This window comes from Zavarzinia compransoris (assembly GCF_003173055.1).
Lineage (GTDB): Bacteria > Pseudomonadota > Alphaproteobacteria > Zavarziniales > Zavarziniaceae > Zavarzinia > Zavarzinia compransoris.
In genome coordinates this window covers 559,917-578,200 of record NZ_QGLF01000005.1, presented here as the reverse complement: position 1 = coordinate 578,200, position 18,284 = coordinate 559,917, and the positions used below count along the sequence as shown (strand labels likewise).

Genomic DNA, 18,284 nt, shown 5'->3' with positions numbered 1-18,284 from the left:
GGCAAAATATTCCGACGGCTTCATCGTCAGCTTCGCCCGGAAATCCCCCAGCTTGCCCGACGTGTGCTTCACGCTCGCCCGGATGTCCATCATCGTGTTCATCCAGTTGAACCAGAATTCCGAACCCTCGGTATAGACGACCTTCAGTTTGGGGAAGCGTTCCAGCACCTCGCCGAAGATGAATTGCCACATCGACCGCGTCATCCAGAACGGGAATTCCATCAGGAAGCAGCCGATCGCCCCCGGCACCGGCGCCATCGGCGGGGACGCACCCGAATGGAAGTGGATCGCCATGTTCTGATCTTCGCAGATCCGCCACACCGGATCGTATTTCGGGTGGTTGTAGGGATCGAAGCCGTCGGTCATGCAGGGGAAGACCACGCCCTGGAGGCCGTTCTTCTTCGCCCAGGCGATTTCCTTCACCGCCACCTCGATGTCGAAGACCACCGGGATCACCGCGAGGCCGATCCGGCGCAAGGGGTTCTCCTTGCAGAAATCGACCATCCAGCGGTTATGCGCCCGGGCCCCGGCCCACAGCAGTTCCGGATCCGCGCCCTGGCAGCGCAAGCCGATGTCGGCGCCGAAGGGCGGTGCGTTCCGCTCGGTGATGCCGTCCGGGAACAGGACTTCGGCGACGATGCCGTCGCCGTCCAGCACCTTGTCGCGCAGCGTGCCGTCCCAGACGCCGAAAATGTCGTTGCCGCAGGCGGCGCGCCATTTGTCGTTGAAGTCCTTGACCAGCAGCTTTTCTTCCATCATCTCGCGGAAGGCGATTTCCTTCGGCAGCCGCTCGTCGAATTCCGCGTGATACTTGCTGTCGAGATAGTCGCGATATTTCTCGGGCGGCAGCCCGGCGTGGCCATCCCCGGATATCACCAGATAGCGGTCCATCTCTTCCTCCACTCGCCGTTTTCCGCGGCTATCGTTCTGACCGGCGGGGCCGGCTTCTCTCATGGGCAGGGTAGGCGCCCCCGGCACCAGCCGGAAGGGAGCGCCCACGAATTCATCGTTCGCCGGGGCGAACAATAAAATCCGATGCGTTACATCGCCTGGGCATAGGTGATGTGCATCGGCACGGTCAGGCCGCCGTCGACCACGAGTTCGGCCCCGGTGACCATGGCCGCCCGGTCGGACGCGAGGAAGAGGATGGCCTCGGCGATCTCGCCCGCCTCGATCAGGCGGCCGAGCGGCGTATCCCGCGACATGCCGGCAACCAGCGCCTCGCGGCCGCCCAGCATGTCGGCGACCGGCGCCAGGATCGGCGTGTCGACATAGCCGGGCAGCACGGTGTTGCAGCGGATCGGCGGCTGGAACAGCGCGCCCGAGAGGGCGACCGATTTCGACATCATGCGCACCGCCGCCTTGGTCGTGTTGTAGACGAAGCTGGCGGCATGGGCGTGGATGCCCTGGACCGAGGAAATATTGACGATGGCCCCGCCCCGCCCGGTCTCGGCGATCGCCAGGAGGCCATGCTTGCAGCCGAGGAAAGTGCCGGTCTGGTTGACCCCGACCACCCGGTTCCAATCCTCGATCTCGGTATTGGCGACGCTGGAGGTGAATGAAATGCCGGCGGCATTGACGACGACGTCGAGCCCGCCGAACGCCGCCCTGGCCGCGGCGACGGCGGCGATCCAGCCGGCCTCGTCGGCAACGTCGAGGGTTACCGCGATCGCCCGCCCGCCGAGGGCCGCCGCGCGTTCCCCGGCAAGGCCGGCGTTGATGTCGGCGATGACCGCCGAACCGCCCCGGGCGACGAAGCCCTCGACCGTGGCATGGCCGATGCCCGAGGCGCCGCCGGTGACGAGGGCGACGCGGCCGGCGAAATCCTGTCCGCTCATGATGCCCTCAGGCGATGAAATTGGCATGGCAGGTGCCGATCCCCTGGATCGTCACCCGGACCGCGTCGCCGGCCGCGACCGGGATCAGCGCGGCCAGCGAGCCGGACAGGATCACTTCCCCCGCCTTCAGCGGGATGCCCCGCGCGCCCAGGGTATTGGCCAGCCAGGCCATGGCGTTGACCGGCGAATCCAGGGTGGCGGCGCCCGCCCCGGTGCCGACGATGCGGCCGTTCTTCTCGATGATCATGCCGGCCAGCGCAAGGTCGAGGTGACGCGGGTCGACCAGCCGGTCGCCCAGCACGAAGACGCCGCAGGAGGCATTGTCCGCGACCGTATCGGCGATGGCGATCTTCCAGTCGGTGATGCGGGAATCGACGATTTCGAGACAGGCGATCACGCCGTCCGTCGCCCGCAGGACATCGGCATTGGTGACGCCCGGGCCCATCAGGTCGCGCTTCAGGACGAAGCCGATCTCGCCCTCCGCCCTTGGCTGGATCATGGTCGCCATCGAAATCTCGCCCCGCTCCGGCACCGCCATCTCGGCCAGGAGCATGCCGAAATCGGGCTGGTTCACGCCCAGCATGGTCTGGACGGGACGCGAGGTGACGCCGATCTTCTTGCCGACGATGCGATTGGCCGCCGTGATCCGATGCGACAGGAAGGCGGTCTGGACGGCATAGGCATCGTCGACCGTGATCGGAAAGCCGCGCCCGGAAAGGGGCGCGACCGTGCTGCGCGCGACGAGGGCCCGGTGCAGTTCGAGACCCAGCGCCGCGATAGTGTCCTGGTCCATCGCAGGTGCCCTTCAATGGTGGCCGGCGGCATGGCCGCCGCCGGCCGGATCGATGCTCAGACGCCGCGGCGCTTCAGTTCGGCCGGGGTGTAATCGCCCGGTTTCCGCCCGCCGACATTGAACTTCGGCTTGTTCTTCAGCTCGTTGGTCAGCCGGTCCGCCATATAGGCGCCGGAGACGAGATCGTGGTAGCAGCAGACCCGGGTCATGAAGATCTGCGCCGCGTAATCATAGGAGACCGTGTTCAGCGCGAAGCGGTAAAGCTCGCCCCGCGCGTCGTACATGTCGGCCAGCAGCGGCAGGTGGGTGTCCTCGTCGGCATAGATGGTGCGCGCGCCATAGATGTGACGGATGCCGTCCTTCAGCTTGGCCTTCAGGACCCAGACGCGGTGCAGTTCCCAGCGCATGAAATCCGGGTTCAGGTGCGACTTGCCGAGCAGGGTCTTGTAGGACGCCGCCGGATCCTCGACCTTGTAGTTGTTGTAGGGCACGAAGATTTCCTTCTTGCCCACCAGTTCCCAGGTGTAACGCTTGGGCGACTGGGCCCACAGGCGGGTGTCGTCCACGGTGTGGAAACCGCCGGGCCCGAGCGGATAGTCGCCGGCCACTTCCGGCGCCTGCTTCACGCGGCGGGTGCCCGGGACATATTGATAGGCCATGGTCGGATTGCTGTCGAAGGCCCAGGTTTCCTGCACCAGGGCGATCGAGCCGCGCTCGCGTTCCGGCTTGGTGGTTTCGCGGAAGACGAAGGACGATTGCGGCGAGCCCGCCTCGCGCGGGGTGTTCGGGTCGTAGGGGGGCGCGTAGATGTCCCACTTCTGGCCGCCCCAGGCGATATTGCCGTCCGGATAGACCACGGCTTCGTCGTAGTCGCCGGTCTCGGTGAAGGCCTTGGTCGCGGTGATGACGTTCCAGATCTGCTCGATGCCCGACTTCGGGAAGGGGAAGGCGGCGCCGCCCTTCACGTTGGTGATGCCTTCCTGGCTGGCGGTGAGCGCGGCCAGTTCGGCATTCTGCCTGATCTGTTCGTGCGTCCAGTCGGAATAGCGGAAATCCCGATGGCACGGATAGACATGCATCTTGAAGGTGTCGGGATAGCGCTTGAACATCGCCTGCTGGCCGGCCGACAGCTTGTCGGCATATTGCGCGAGGCTCTGCGCCGTGATGGTGAAGATCGGCTTTTCGGAGGCGTAAGGGTCGGGCAGCGGCGTGCCGGTGCCGGCGAAGGAAATGCCCGGGGGCGTGCCCAGCCACTTGCCCGACCAGGGGGCGATGGAACCGTCGGCATTGCCTTCCTTCACCGCGCCCATGGGGGTCAGCGTGGAGCCGAGCTTGCCGATCTCGTCCGCCGAAGCCTTGGCCAGGGCGAATTTGGGCAGCCCCGCCATCAGTGCAGCGGCGCCGACGCCCTTGACGAAGGTTCTGCGATCCATGATGTCTCCTCCCATCTTTCTCAGAACGTGTATTTGACCGAGGCGATCGCGTAATCGCGGTCGACCAGCGGGCGCTCGATCGAATCGTAGTCGCCGAAGAAGGCGTTGTAGACGGCGCTGATCTCGAGATTGTTCAGGTAGCGGAACTTGACCCCGACCGAGGCGCGGACGTCGCCGTTGCCCGACAGGGCGCCCAGCGAGCCCGAATAGGACGGCGTGCCGAAGGCGATCCCGAAGGTTACGGGAATGAACATGTCCCAGCCGCCGGGGAAGACGTCGGTATAGGCGAATTCCGCCAGGCCCTGGAAGCCCCACGACGTGTCGTCGCCGGACAGGCGGTTGAATTCGTTGATATTGTTGCCGTTGCCGTCCTGCAGCGGCGCGCCTTCGGCATCGTAGAGGTAGAGCGTGTCGTGGCGCACCACGTGATTGACGCTGACCTCGCCGATCAGGGTGAGCGAGTCCCAATAGTCGGACGAGCCGAGGATGTAGAGCGCGTTGAGGTTGGCCTGCCAGATGTCGCCGCGCACCGGCTGGGGGGCCTTGATGCCCGAGATATTGCCGTCGACCAGCAGGGGTGCATCCTGGCGGAAGGCGAAATCGAAGCCGAAATTCACCGCGCCGATCGAGGTCGAGGCCGAGAAGCCATAGAGCTTGACGTCGTCGAAATAGGTGACGGTCGACGTATAGGGCAGGTAGAGCGGCGCGACGGCGCCGACGAGATCGTCGATCGCCTGGGTCGCCTGCGCCTGCATGCCGCCGCAATCCTGGCCGAGCAGGGTGCAAAGCGTGCTGGTGACGGCACCGATCACCGTGCCCTTGCGGAAGACGTCGGTGCGCGGGGTCGAGATTTCGAGCACCGGCAGCGGGTTCTTCTCGTGGTATTTCACGAAATAGGCGCCGGTGCTGATCGCCTCGGTCAGCATATAGGTGAAGCCCAGGCCCCATTGCGCGGCATTGTTCGGCTTCTTTTCGCCGGCATAGCGGACGTCGAAGCGCTGGTCGTCGGGATTGCCGACCCCGAGCACGTTCTGGCTGAGGATATTCGACAGCAATTGCGCGATCTGCTGCGGGATGCCTAAGCTGTCGCAATTCGGGATCGAAGCGCTGAGCGTACAGGCCGAGGCATATTGGGCGATCACGCTCGGGAACGGATTGACCGAGCCATAGGCGAATTGGGCGCCCGGGCCCACCAGGTCGGCGCGGCTGAAATAGGCGCCGACGCCGTCGAGATTGGTCTGTTCCCAGTCGAACTGGTAGTAGCCGATCAGGCTGAAATCGTCGGTCAGGCCCCAATTGAAGGAGACCTGCGGCGAGGGCAGCAGGATATCCTTGACCTCCGCCGCCGGTGAATTGGCGCGGGTGGCATCGGCGACGCCCTGGCTGAAGGAAATATTGCCGAAGAACAGGCTCTCGCCCCAGGCCACCACATGGTTGCCGACGCGCACCGACAGGCTGGTGTCGAACACGTCGAAATTGCCATAGGCGAAATAATCGAGAGCGCGGAACCGGCCGCCGTTGGTGTAGCGCGTCTGCCCGGTGAATTCGTCGATCGGCGATTCATATTTGTTGATACCGTCGGGATAGGCGGAATCGTTCGAATTCTTGTCATGGTAGACGAAATCGTAGAAGGCGTTGCCACTGAATTTGAAGCCGAAATCCTTGTACTTGAAATTGGCTTCCATCAGCGCGCTGAAGGCATTGGTGATCAGGTCGCCCTTCTCGAAGTTCCGGTTCGGATCGTCGAAATTCCACACTTTCGGCGTCTGGGTGCCGACCTGGAGGCGCGGCAGCAGGGGGATCTGCGGCAGCAGGAAGACGGTCGCATATTCGGTTTCGGGGTCCGTCGTCTTCGGGCTGGGGTCTTCGGCCCGGACGCCGACCGAATAGGTGGTGGTGACATTGACGGAAAGGCTGGCACCATTGTCGAATTCATAGACTTCGGCGAGGGCGACGCCGCCGGCGCCGATGACGCCCGCGATCGCGCCCGCCCTGGCCATGGCCCGGCCCGTGGTCCGCCGCCGGCGCGCCGCCGCGTTGCTGTTCCGCTTCATGTCCGTCCCCCGCTTGCCGGGCTGCGATGTCTTGGACCGCTTTGCCCTTTTTGCCCCTATTGATTGCATCATGGACGCCGCCCCAGAAGCCTGCTTTCGCACCGCGAACGCAAATTTATCCCCGGGCCGGCGTCTAATTCCCGCGGCCGCTCAAACCGTTGCGCGGCCGAGGAAGGCGATGCACTCGGCGTTGAAGTAATCCCGGTCCTCGATCATCACCCAGTGGCCGCATTGGTTGGACAGGATCACCTTCGCCTGCGGCAGTTTCTCGGCCAGGATCTGGGCATGGGCGACCGGCAGGAACTTGTCGTGGGTGCCCCAGAAGGCGAGAACCGGACAGGCGATCTCGTGCAGCCGGTCGGCATAGACGCCGACCCGCATCGAGGCATAGACCGGGATCGGCTGGCGCAGCGCCACCGGATAGCGCTCGTCCACCGCCTCGTCGGTAATATGCTTCAGGTCGTGGACGAGGTGACCCAGGAGGTCGCGGAAATCGTCGATCTCGAACGGCCGGTTCGAGACGAACTGCAGCATGCGCAGCACGCCCGGCATGGAGAAGGCATACTCCTGCGGCTCCTGCAGGCCGCCCGGCGCCATCAGGATCAGCTTGGGCACGAGCCCCGGATAGGTCAGGGTGAACTGGAGGGCGATCGCGCCGCCCAGCGAATTGCCGATCGGAACCACCTGGGTGACACCGAGGGCATCGACCAGTTCCTTCATCGCCGGCACATGCAGGTCGGTCGAATATTCGACGTCTTCCGGCATGTCGGACAGGCCGAAGCCCAGGTAATCGGGCACCAGGACATGGTGGCCGGCGGCGGCGAAGGCCGTCATGTTGCCCTTGAAATTGGAGTATCCGCTGGCCCCGGGGCCCGAGCCATGCAGGCAGAGGATGGTGGGCTTGTCCGCCGAAGGGGTGCCGGCTTCATGATAGTGCAGGCGGTGCCCGGACTTCAGGGTCAGGTATTTGCCGACGGGAATGGGCGTCGTCTCGCTCACGCTGTTGCCTCCGGATGGGTGCCGGAATGTCTCCGACTTGAGTGCACCATCGCGCCGAAGGCCAAAGCCTGCATGGTCCGTACAGACTAGATGCAAAAGGCCCGCCCCCGAAAAGCGTTCGGGGCGCCGAAGCGCCCCGAAACCCTTTGTTTTCCTGATGCTTAGCGGCTGGTGGCGACGAGCGGATCGGCCACGGTCTTCGCCGCCTCGCGGGCGAAGCCGCGCTCGGGCAGCAGCCAGGCGGCCAGTGCCGGCAGCAGGAAAATGGCACCGAAGACATTCACCAGGAACATGAAGGACAGCAGGATGCCCATGTCGGCCTGGAACTTCAGCGCCGAGAAAGCCCAGGTGAAGACGCCGACCGACATGGTGATGGCGGTGAAGAGGGCCGCGGTGCCGCGCTGCTTCATCGCCTCATAGAACGCCTCGCGCAGGTTGCGTCCCTCGTGGCGCATTTCATGGATCAGCCGTTCGTAGATATAGATGCCGTAGTCGACGCCGACGCCGACACCGAGCGCGATCACCGGCAAGGTCGAGACCTTGAGGCCGATGCCGAGATGGGCCATCAGGGCATTGCAGAAGATCGAGACGATGGTGAGCGGCACGATGATGCAGACCACCGCCTGCCACGAGCGGAAGGTGAGGAAGCACAGCAGCGAAATGGCGCCGAAGATCGACAGCAGCATTTCAAGCTCCGCCTCCTCGACCGCCTGGTTGGTCGCCGCGGTGACGCCGACATTGCCGGACGCGAGCAGGAAGGAGACGTTGGGCGTCTTTTCCGCCGCCAGATAGGCCTGCACTTCCTCGAGGACATGGGCGACCAGGGCGCCGTCGTGATTGACCAGGAAGATGTCGACCTTCATCGCCTGGCAGCCCTCGGTATTGAGGCCGATGTCCGGGTTATAGGCATAGCCGCCGACGGCGAGGCCGTTTTCGCTGCGCGGCAGGCCGGCCCAGCGCGGGTTGCCCTCGTTCATGCCGGCGATCACCATCTTGCCGATGGCCGGGACCGAAAGCACGGACTGCACGCCGTGGATGCCGCGGGCGAAGAGATCGAAGCGATCGACCGCCGCCATCACGTCGTGGGACAGGCAGGCCTCGGTATAGCCCTTGCTTTCGACGATCACGGTCAGGATGTCGGTGCCGATGTCGTAACGCGACAGGATCGCGGCATTGTCGACATTGTAGCGGTCGCCGGGCCAGAGTTCCGGCGCGCCCTGGCCGACGTCGCCGGTCTTGAGGTCGCGGCTGTCGATCGCCGAAACCACGGCGAGCGCGGCCCAGACGGCGAAGGCGATCAGGGCCGGCTTCCGGGTCGCCAGCCTGGACAGCAGCCACCAAGATTTCCGCACCTCCTCGCCATCGTCGACCGCATGGGCCCGCTTCCTCGCCGATTTCTCGAGATTGATGAGCGAGAGCAGCACCGGCAGGATCAGCTTGTTGGTGACGATCATCAGCATGACCCCCATCGAGGCGGTCATGCCCAGTTCGCGCACGATATCGATCTCGATGCGCATGATGACGAGGAAGCCGAGGCCGTTGGTGATCAAGGCCAGGGCGCCGGGCACGAACAGAGCCTGGAACGAGCGCCGCGACGCCTCGATCGAACTGACGCCGGCCAGCACGGACTGCTTCCAGGCATTGGTCATCTGCACGGCATGGGAAACGCCGATCGAGAAGATCAGGAACGGCACCAGGATCGAAATCGGATCGATGCCCGCCCCCAGCATGGGCAGCAGGCCGCCCAGCCAGATCACCGGCAGCAGGGCGACGACCAGGGACAGGCCGGTCAGCTTCCACGACCGGCAGTAGAGGTAGAGCAGCACGGTGGTGATGAGGAAGGAGATGCCGAAGAAGGCGATCACCCCGAGCAGCCCGTCGACGATGGCGCCGACGATCATCACGAAACCGATGACGTTCACCTCGACGTTCTTGTTCTCGTATTTCGCCCGCATCTCATCCAGCTTGTGGGCGAGTTCGTAGTAATTCACCCGGATACGCTCACCCGCCACATTCTCCTGGATCTCGAACATGATCATGGCGTCGCGGCCGTCGTTGCCGACGAGGCGGCCGATGATGCCCGCGTCCTCGACGTTGCGGCGCACCTGCGCCAGCTCGTCGTCGGTCTTGTTGAAGATCTCGGGGATGATCGGGGCGCCGATGAAGCCTTCCTCGGTCACCTTGGTATAGCGCACCGAGGGCGAGAACAGGGAGGTGACGCGGGTGCGGTCGACATTGGGCAGGAAGAAGACTTCGTTGGAGAGCTTCTCCATCTCGGTCATGAATTCCTTGTTGTACATGTCGCCCTCGCCCTTCCAGTGCAGGTTCAGCACCACCCGGTTATGGCCGGGGAAGATGAAGGCGTATTTGGCGAAGGCCTGCATGAAGGGGTGATGGATCGGGATCAGCTTGGCGAAACCGGGATCGAGCTGGATGTTGCGCGCCTCATAGCCGAGAAAGCCGGTGATGCCGATCGCCGCCGCCAGCACGACGAAGCGGAAGCGGACGAGGAGATTGGACATCCCCTCGACCACGCGCCGGGCGAAGGTGGCGGGGCCTTGGGAATGGGTCTTTGCCGTCGACATGATCACAGCCCCCCGTTGAGCGCGGCCACCGGCCGGCCCAGGGTGAATTTGGAAATGCCCTTCTCGCCGGCGAAGAGCAGCGTGCCCGGGGCGATCTCGAGCGCGCCGACCAGGCTTTCGCGGCCGCCCATGCGCTCGATGCGGAAGCTGGCGCCGCCGTCCGACGAGACCAGGATGGTATTGCCCTGGCCATAGAGCACGACGCGCCCGTCGCCGAGCACCAGCCCGCCGAACAGCGAGGTTTCGACCCCGGTCGCGATCTCGCGCCAGCTGGCGCCGAAATCGTCGGTGGCGAAGACATGGCCGCGCATGCCGAAGACCAGCCAGCGCGTGGCCGAGGCCCGGACGACGCCGTAGAGCGAGCCGTTGTAGGACAATTGCACCAGATCCCATGTCACGCCGCCGTCGGCGGTGCGCAGCACCTGGGCCAATTCGCCGGCGACCATGGCCTGGCCGTCGGCGGCGCAGGCGATGGCATTCAGGTGCGGGCCGTCCGGCAGGTCGACCGGGATCGCCTCGAAGGTCCTGCCCTCGTCGGCGGAGCGCAGCAGGCGGCCGAAGCTGCCGACCGCGACGAGCGTGCTGGCGGCCGTACGGCACAGGCCGAACAGGGGATCCGAATAATCCTGCTCGAAGCGGACCGGGGTCCAGCTGTCGCCGCGGTCGGTGCTGCGCAGCACCATGCCGTCGTGCCCGGTCGCCAGCGCCACCGTATCGCCGATGAAGCGGACCTCGGTCAGCGTGCCCTCGACGCGGCCGCTGCCGGCGCCGGGTTCGACCTTGGCGTTCCGCCAGCTGTCGCCCCGATCGTCGCTGATCAGGATGCGGCCGCTTTCGCCGACCGCGACCACGCGGTCGCCCGCCATGGCGACACCGTTGAGGCGCAGGCGCGAAGGATTGGTCGCCGTGGCCGGATAATCCGGCAGGCTGCGGGGATAGAAGGCATAGACCGCGACGGCGGCGATGAATGCCGCCATCAGGATTCCGACTGCACGACTGGCCATCTGCCTTTCTTTCCTCCCCAGGGACCGGCGGTAGCGCCGCCAGCCTGCCGCGTCTCGGACGCTGCTTTTTCCACTATTCCTAGCACGGCCGGCGACGGCGCCGCCAAGCGCTTTCGGCCGCCCCCGCCGAAAGCCGGAACGGGAAGCATTACGGCCGCCGTTCGAGGCTCGGATGACCGGTGACCGTGATGCCCCCCGCCCCTTCCGCTTGCCGGATGGCGGACTCCGGCAGGCAGTTCCCGGCGTCAGCCGCCGAGACGATGGCCCCAATGGCTGGTCGACGTGGTCTCGAAGACCTGGTGGTCGGTCCAGTCCTTGGTGATCCCGCCCCAGCCGTATTCGAGCGCGAAATTGCCGGGGGTGAAGATGTAGAAGGAGATCATCTCGTCGTTCACATGCTTGCCGAGGCCCATGACGACCGGCACCTGGTGCTGAGAGACGCGATCGAGGGCGCGGCCGACATCGTCGAAATCCTTGACCTCGATCATCACATGGATGCAGTTCGCCGGGCTCGGCATCTCGGCCAGGGCGAGCGAGTGCTGGCGCGGGTTGCAGTGATAGAACTGGATGCGCATGGGCGGCATGCCCGGCACCATCGAGATCTTCAGGATATCGGAAAGGCCGAAGCCCACCGTCTCGGTCCAGAAGGTGTGGGTCTCGTCGAAACCCATCATGGCGGGCAGCACGACATGGCCGAGCCCCATGCCCTCGGTCACGAAGCCGGCGACGCCGAGCGGCGACTGGAAGCGGGCGAAATCGGAAATCGGCCCCCAGTAGACTTCATGGGCATTGCCCGCCGGATCGCGGAAACCGAAGAATTCCTGGACGTGGCGCAGTGCGGCACCTTCGGCGTCACCATCGGCGATCTCGACGCCCTGGCCAGCCAGATGGGCGCGCATCTTGCGGAAGGCGATCTGGTCCTGCACTTCCCAGCCGGAGGCGATCAATCCGTCGTCCGCCGCCGGCCGGACCAGGAAGCGAAACTGGCGCCCGTCCATCTTGAGGTGCAGGTCGCCGTCCTTGGTCTCCAGGGCCTGGAGGCCCAGGACTTCGGTCGCGAATTGCCGCCACTTCCCGAGGTCGGTCGAGCCGACAAGCACATAGCCCAGTTCACGAATATACACGCCTGTCCTCCCCCGCTTCCCGCTCGGGACGCTTATGCCCTGTTCCGATGCCACCCTAGACGAAAGGCCCCGCCGATCATCGTCTGCATGGACTAAACCCGAAATCAGCCGGTTCCCGGCCAATTCCGGTTGAACGAAAAACGCGGCGCCCGAGGGCCGGGACGCCGCGCGAAAAATACGGAAAGGCCTGATTTTCGGCTTATTCGGGGAAAACCACCTTCACCCTGTCGCTGACCGGCAGGGCCTGGCAGGCCAGCACCCAGCCCTCAGCGAGGTCGGTCTTGTCGAGGACGCTGTTCTTGGTCATCTTGACCTCGCCCGCCTCGACCTTGCACATGCAGGCGCTGCAACTGCCCATCCGGCAGGAATGGGGGGCGTTGATCCCGGCTTCCATCAGAACGTCCAGCAGGTGGCGGCTGGCCGGCCATGCCATCTGACGGGTGACACCGTCGAGCACCACTTCGACCTCGGCCCTGGGGCCGGCCTCGGCGGCGGCCGCGGCGGCCTTGGCTTCCGCCTCGATGGCGGCGACGGCGGCGATCGGATCGCCGTCGAGCGAGATGAATTTTTCGAGGTGAATGCGGTTGCGGTCGACCCCTTCGGCGCCCAGGGCGGCAACCACGCCGTCCATGAACGGCCCGGGGCCGCAGATGAAGGCGTCATGGCTCTGGGCATAGGGCCGGACCAGGGCCGACAATTGCGCGACCGTCGGCAGACCCTGCACGGTTTCGAGCCAGTGCAGCACGGTGAGGCGGTCGGCATGGCGGGCGGCAAGGGCCCGGAGTTCCGCCGCGAAGATCACCGATTTCTCGTCGCGATTGGCATAGACGACGACGATCCGGCCCTTGCCGCGCAGCAGCGCCGATTTCAGGATCGACATCACCGGGGTCACGCCGCTGCCGCCGGCGAAGAGCAGCAGGTCGCGGTCGAGGGCTTTCGGCGTGAAGACGCCGGCGGGCGGCAGCACGTCGACCATGCTGCCGGGCCGGAGATTGTCGCACAGCCAGTTGGAGCCGCGACCGCCCGCGACCCGCTTCACCGTAACCTTCGGCGCCTCGCCGGTGAAGGGCGAGCTGGCCAGCGAATAGCAGCGCGCGACGGTGCCGCCGGCCTCGCCCAGGCGAAGGGTCAGGAACTGGCCCGGCCGGTAGGCGAAACGCTCGCGGAGCGCCTCCGGCACCTCGAAGATCACGGATTTGGCGTCCGCCGTCTCCTCGATCACCTCGGCCACCTTCAGCGCGTGATAGTGCAGCGGCTGCATGGTCGCTTCCTGCCCTCGATGTTTATTGGCACGGCCGTGCAGGATCAGATGAAATAATCCGTGTTGCCAAGCCCCAGCATGACGCCGCCCCAGTTGCGCCCGATCGAATCGAACTGGGCGGCGGCATGGGCGCGGCCGGTCTGGAGATCGGCCAGGATGCGGCTGAACGGCAGGGCCTGGGTGAAGACGGCGGCGCCGCCGCCCGCCTTGAACAGGCGCTGGGCGACATTGACCAGCCGTTCCGGGGCTTCCGCGGCCTGGAAGCGGTATTTCATGCGGTCCTCGATCGAGGTGAACTCGAAGCGTTCCGCCTGGTCGTGCATCACGTCCATGTTGCGGCGAAGCACCAGCCTGACCTCGTCGATGGTCGAGACCGCCTCGGCCAGGGCCAGCTGGGCCGCCGGATCCTCGGCGGTCTTGGCGCCGGTCACGGTGACGCGCTTCGCGCCGTATTTCAGGAAGGCGTCGACCATCGCCTGAAGGGCGCCGATGCCCGAGGTCGTCACCGAGCGGATGAAGAGCTGGGCGAAGGGCACGCGGTAGAGGGCGGCGGTGTTGACCGCATTGCCCGGGCTCATGCACATCAGGGCGTCCGCCATCTTGTGCGTGCGATGCTCGGGCACGAAGACGTCGTTCACCTTGATGTCGTGGCTGCCGGTGCCCTTCAGGCCGTGGGCGTGCCAGGTATCGACGATCTCGTAATCCTGGCGCGGCAGGAGGAAGGTGCGGGCGTCCATATTGCCGGATTCGGGATCGACCATGCCGCCGAGGAAGATCCAGTCGCAATGGTCCGAGCCCGACGAGAAGCGCCAATGGCCCGAGAAGCGGTAGCCGCCCTCGACCGGCGTCGCCTTGCCGGTCATCATATAGGTCGAGGAAATCAGGACCGAAGTGTCCTTGCCCCAGACCTCCTGCGCCGCCTGATCGTCGAACAGCGCCATCTGCCAATTGTGGCAGCCGATCACGCCATAGCACCAGGCGGCCGACATGTCGCCTTCGCCCAGGGTCATCAGCACGTCGTAGAACACGTTGGGGTGCATCTCATAGCCGCCCCAGCGCTTGGGCTGCAGGACCTTGAACAGGCCGGCGGCCTGGAAATCGGCGATGGTTTCGGCCGGCAGGCGGCGCGCTGCCGCCGTGGCCGCGGCGCGTTCCTTCAAGACGGGAATGAGGGCGCGGGCCCGACGCAGGATCTCTTCCGCATCGGGCACGGTGACGTTCACTTCGCTGCTGCCGTCCATGGCCATTTCCTTGACTGCTGTTCGTCCCCGCCGGTTTCCCGGCCTTCTTTGAGCCGGATCATGGGAGGCGCCCCGGGGCGGGGCATCGTCTGTCCGGACTAGCCCCTTGAAACCCTTGGCTTTCGCCGTCCGGATCCCCTCCAAGCGGACGATGGCGGCCTTGCCCTCGGCGGGCAAAATCGGCTCTATTGTCGCCGGGTGGCCGGTGCGGCACCGTCCCGGCACGCCAGTAGAGGAATTGATGTCATGGCCGACCCCATCCCGTCCGTCGCCCCGGAACTCATCACCGCCTTCAAGGGGGCGATGCGCCGGCTGGCCGCCACCGTGACCGTGATTTCGACCGGCGACGGCAGCGAACGCCATGGCATGACCGCGACCGCCGTCACCTCGGTCACCACCGATCCGCCGGCCCTGCTCATCTGCGTGAACAAGACCGCCAGCCTGCATCCCGTGCTGGCCACCGGCACGCGCTTCTGCGTCAACCTGCTGAAGGACAGCCATGCCGAGGTCGCGGGCGCCTTCGGCGGCCGGCTCCAGGGCCCGGAGCGCTTCGGCACCGGCGACTGGGCCAGCAATGCCCATGGCGTGCCCTATCTGACCGACGCCCAGGCCAACTTGTTCTGCAGGGTGGATGCCCTCATGCTCTATGGCACCCACACGATTTTCGTCGGTCTGGTGGAAGATGTCCGACTGTTTGGTGACATCTCCCCCCTGATCTATCAGGATGGCCGCTACATCAAGGCCAGCTGAACGCCGCCCCCTACCCGGGCCGGCCCGCAGGGCCGGTTGGTTGCTTATGAGGGGGCGTCATGGTCGCGGTCGTCGCGGATCGACTTTGGGGGGCCTGTCTCGCCGCCGCATGGGCCGGGCGGGCCATCGTCTCGCGTCCGCCGCCGCCCCGCGACCTTCGGGCCCGCCTCGCCAACCTGACCGCCGGCGCCCCCCTGGCCGCCCCGATCACCATCCATTGGGACACGCATCAGATCCCCTTCGTCGCGGCGGAGAACGACCGCGACCTCGCGGTCGGCCTCGGCCTCGTCCATGCCCATCTCCGCCTCGGGCAGGTCGAGACCATGCGCCGGGTCGCCGCCGGCCGGGTGGCGGAAATGGCCGGGCCGCTGGCCGTGGACCTCGACCGGAGCCTGCGCCTTCTCGACCTCGGGCGGGCGGTGCCGGCGATCGTCGACGGGCTGGCGCCCGCGACCAGGGATTGGATCGACGGTTTCCTGGCCGGTTACAACCATCACCTGATGCATGCGCCGGCGCTGCCGCCGGAATTTCCCCTGCTCGGCATCGGGCGCGAAGCCTGGAACCTCCATGATTTCCTGGTCCATGCCCGGCTGCTGTCGGCGGATTCGAGCTGGCTGGCCTGGGGCCGGCTGCTGCGGGCCCGCGCCGCCCTGGCACCGGCCGCGTGGCAGGCCCTGTGGCGCCGCCTGCTGGCGACCGGGGCGCCCGCCGACCTGATCGCCCGGCCCGACCGGGCGGTGGAACAGCTGATCGCCCGGCCGGGGCGGCACGGCAGCAATTCCATCGCCGTCGCCGGCCCGCGCAGCGCCAGCGGCGCCGCCCTGATCGCCAGCGACCCGCACCTGAACCTGAGCCTGCCCAATCCGGTGCTGCTGGCCGGCGCGCACAGCCCGGAAACCCGGGTGGTCGGCCTGATGATGCCGGGCATCCCCTTCTTCCCGGTCGGGCGCAACCCGTCGATCGCCTGGGGCGGCACCAATCTCTACGCCCAGACCAGCGACCTGTTCGACGTCTCGGGCGAAGCCCTGACCACGCGGGAGGAGACCATCCGCGTCCGCGGCGGCAAGCCCCGGACGGTGCGGCTGCGCCGGTCGGCGCTCGGCCCCGTCGTCAGCGACGGCCGCATGATGGCGAACCCGGAACCGCTGGCGCTGCGCTGGATGGGCCATGCCCCCAGCGACGAGATCGGCCCCATGATGGCCGCCGCCCGCGCCCGGGACTGGGAAGGGTTCAAGGCGGCGATCGACGGTTTCGGCCTGCCCGGCCTCAACATCACCTTCGCCGGGGCGGACGGGCGGATCGGCCATCTGCGCGCCGTCCGCGTGCCGCGGGACCGCGAACGCCAGCCCGACGACCTGGTCCGGCCGCCGGCCGCGGCCTGGGACATGGCGGCGACGGTGACCGCCGCCGCCCTGCCCCATAGCGAGAACCCGGCCGAAGGCGTGGTCGTTTCCGCCAACGAGCCGCCGCCGGCGGCCGCCGTCGCCATCGGCCTGTTCTTCACCCCGCCCGACCGGGCCCGGCGCCTGCACCGCCTGCTGGCGGAACGGCCCCGGCTGTCGGCGGCGGACCTGCTGCGCATGCAGCTGGATGTCCTGCACGAGCCGGCCTTGGGCGGCCGCGATTTCCTCCTCGCCGGCCTGGGCGCGCGGGCGCTGCCGGCGCCGGCGCAAAAGATCGCCGGCCTGATCCGCGCCTGGGACGGGGTCTACGACCGGGAATCGACGGGGGCGACCGCCTATGAATTCACCGTCGCCCGCCTCGCCTTCGCGGCGCTGCGCCCCCATGTCCTGCCGGCCTATGAGGCGGTGCGCCAGGCGCGCGGGCTGATCTTCGAGGATCTGGCCGCCCTGCCCGCCGCCGCCCTGGCCGCGGCGATCGAAAAGGCCCTGGTCCAGGTCGCCGCGAAATGGCCGCGCGATGCCCGCTGGGGCCAGGTGCACCGGCTGCGGCCCGGCCATGTGCTGGGCCGGCTGCCGCGCATCGGGCGCCATTACCGGGCGCCGTCGCTGGCCGCCGCCGGCGGCAACGACACGGTGGCCAAGGCCGCCCACGGGCTGGCCGACCGGGCCCATGACGTGCCCTTCGGCGCCGCGGTCCGCCATGTCTCCGACCTCGGCGACTTGGATGCCAATTGGTTCCGCCTGCTCGGCGGCCAGGACGGCTGGTTCGGCAGCGAGAATGCCTTCGACCAGATGGCGGGCTGGAACCGGGGGGCGGATATCCAGGTGCCGCTGAACCTCGAAACCGTGCGGGCGCAATGGCCCCATCGCACGGTGATCACGCCGCTCTGACCGCCCGCGGCGGCTTCAGTGCAGGCGGCCCCGTTCCGGCGCCGGGCCGCCGTCCTCGGCCGGGGCGGCCAGGGGGCTGGCCTGGTGGTGGCACAGGCGCCATTCCCCGTCTTCGAGCACCAGGACATTGGTCGCCGACAGCCCGTGGCCGGCGATGACCTCGACCAGGATGACCATGGCGACGGTCGGGCTGAGCAGCAGGGCCTCGTCGCCCCGGACCTGCACGTCCGGACTGTCCGGATTGGCCAGGATCTGGCGCCAGGCCTCCATCACCTGATCCCGGTCGGTCAGGGGCGGCCAGCCCGGGTGAATGCAGGCGATGGGGCCCTTGATCGACCACAGCGCCGCCATGGCCCTGATGTCGCGCCGGCGGAAGGCGGCGTAGAAGGCCCGGTTGGCCGCGAGAACGGCGGCTTCGACCGATTTGCTCATGACGGCTCCGGCAGGGCGATGGCGATCACTTCAAGGCGGCGCGGGCCCGCCGGCCGGCGCCAGACGACGACATCGCCGACCCCGGCCCCGACCAGGGCCCGGCCCAGCGGCGAGAGATAGGAGACGCGGCCGAGCGCGGGATCGGCCTCGTGCTCGCCGACGATATCGACGGTCAGGTGCGCGTCGTCCTCGTCGGCCACGCTGACCCTGGCGCCGAAGCAGACGCGGGCCGGCACCGCGGCCAGGGGCGGCACCACATCCGCCGCGGCGCGCAGCGCATCCAGGCGCTGGCGCTCATGCGCCGCCTCCTGCCCCTCGACGCCGTCGAGGGCGCGGCGCCGCGCGGCCAGGGCTTCGTCGCCGGCGCGGGTGATGCGGTGGGGCGCCACCGCGGGCCGCTCCGCCTCCGCCGTTGCCGTATCGTCTTCGCGCACGAATGCTCTGCTCAAGCCTGGGTCTCCCTGTGCCGGTGCTCC

The 18,284-nt window shown here is 67.0% G+C and carries 15 protein-coding genes; 2 read left to right on the top strand and 13 right to left on the bottom strand.

Annotation, left to right across the window (positions count from 1 at the left end; translation table 11 throughout):
• The 11 genes from DKG75_RS19770 to DKG75_RS19720 all read right to left on the bottom strand — a co-directional run.
• Positions 1-891, bottom strand: an 891-nt coding sequence (locus DKG75_RS19770; RefSeq protein ID WP_109922875.1) for an amidohydrolase family protein, incomplete at its 3' end; no start/stop codon positions are given.
• 149 nt (positions 892-1,040) lie between these two features.
• A complete protein-coding gene (locus tag DKG75_RS19765) occupies positions 1,041-1,838 on the bottom strand; it encodes an SDR family NAD(P)-dependent oxidoreductase (protein WP_166646288.1) in 798 nt (265 codons plus the stop codon).
• Positions 1,839-1,845: 7 nt separating this feature from the next.
• Positions 1,846-2,631, bottom strand: coding sequence for a fumarylacetoacetate hydrolase family protein (locus DKG75_RS19760; protein ID WP_109922873.1), 786 nt, complete (start codon positions 2,629-2,631; stop codon positions 1,846-1,848).
• Between the two features lie 56 nt (positions 2,632-2,687).
• Complete coding sequence (locus DKG75_RS19755; RefSeq protein ID WP_166646287.1) at positions 2,688-4,064, bottom strand: DUF1329 domain-containing protein; 1,377 nt, start codon at positions 4,062-4,064, stop codon at positions 2,688-2,690.
• A gap of 20 nt (positions 4,065-4,084) precedes the next feature.
• Positions 4,085-6,118: a DUF1302 domain-containing protein gene (locus tag DKG75_RS19750; RefSeq protein ID WP_166646286.1), complete on the bottom strand. Its 2,034-nt coding sequence runs from the start codon at positions 6,116-6,118 to the stop codon at positions 4,085-4,087.
• Between the two features lie 150 nt (positions 6,119-6,268).
• Entirely contained in the window at positions 6,269-7,117 is an 849-nt protein-coding gene (locus tag DKG75_RS19745; RefSeq protein ID WP_109922870.1) for an alpha/beta fold hydrolase, read from the bottom strand.
• 161 nt (positions 7,118-7,278) lie between these two features.
• Complete coding sequence (locus DKG75_RS19740) at positions 7,279-9,702, bottom strand: efflux RND transporter permease subunit (protein ID WP_109922869.1); 2,424 nt, start codon at positions 9,700-9,702, stop codon at positions 7,279-7,281.
• Positions 9,703-9,704: 2 nt separating this feature from the next.
• Positions 9,705-10,706, bottom strand: coding sequence for a WD40/YVTN/BNR-like repeat-containing protein (locus DKG75_RS19735; RefSeq protein ID WP_109922868.1), 1,002 nt, complete (start codon positions 10,704-10,706; stop codon positions 9,705-9,707).
• A 245-nt stretch (positions 10,707-10,951) separates the two neighbouring features.
• Positions 10,952-11,830: a VOC family protein gene (locus tag DKG75_RS19730; protein WP_109922867.1), complete on the bottom strand. Its 879-nt coding sequence runs from the start codon at positions 11,828-11,830 to the stop codon at positions 10,952-10,954.
• Between the two features lie 199 nt (positions 11,831-12,029).
• Complete coding sequence (locus tag DKG75_RS19725) at positions 12,030-13,091, bottom strand: ferredoxin--NADP reductase (RefSeq protein WP_109922866.1); 1,062 nt, start codon at positions 13,089-13,091, stop codon at positions 12,030-12,032.
• A gap of 44 nt (positions 13,092-13,135) precedes the next feature.
• Positions 13,136-14,332, bottom strand: a complete 1,197-nt coding sequence (locus DKG75_RS19720; protein WP_109922919.1) for an acyl-CoA dehydrogenase family protein — start codon at positions 14,330-14,332, stop codon at positions 13,136-13,138.
• 246 nt (positions 14,333-14,578) lie between these two features.
• On the opposite strand from DKG75_RS19720, the gene DKG75_RS19715 reads away from it, so the two are divergent.
• Positions 14,579-15,082 carry a flavin reductase family protein gene (locus tag DKG75_RS19715; RefSeq protein ID WP_109922865.1) on the top strand — a complete coding sequence of 168 codons (504 nt, stop codon included), beginning with the start codon at positions 14,579-14,581 and terminating at the stop codon, positions 15,080-15,082.
• A 59-nt stretch (positions 15,083-15,141) separates the two neighbouring features.
• Positions 15,142-17,376, top strand: a complete 2,235-nt coding sequence (locus tag DKG75_RS19710) for a penicillin acylase family protein (protein WP_109922864.1) — start codon at positions 15,142-15,144, stop codon at positions 17,374-17,376.
• A gap of 15 nt (positions 17,377-17,391) precedes the next feature.
• Here the strand turns inward: DKG75_RS19710 and DKG75_RS19705 are convergent, their stop codons facing one another.
• Positions 17,392-17,808 carry a nuclear transport factor 2 family protein gene (locus DKG75_RS19705; protein ID WP_109922863.1) on the bottom strand — a complete coding sequence of 139 codons (417 nt, stop codon included), beginning with the start codon at positions 17,806-17,808 and terminating at the stop codon, positions 17,392-17,394.
• On the bottom strand, positions 17,805-18,257 hold the full coding sequence (locus DKG75_RS19700) for a GreA/GreB family elongation factor (RefSeq protein WP_166646285.1): 453 nt from the start codon (positions 18,255-18,257) through the stop codon (positions 17,805-17,807). Before DKG75_RS19700 ends, DKG75_RS19705 begins: the two co-directional genes overlap by 4 nt.
• Positions 18,258-18,284 lie beyond the last annotated feature (27 nt).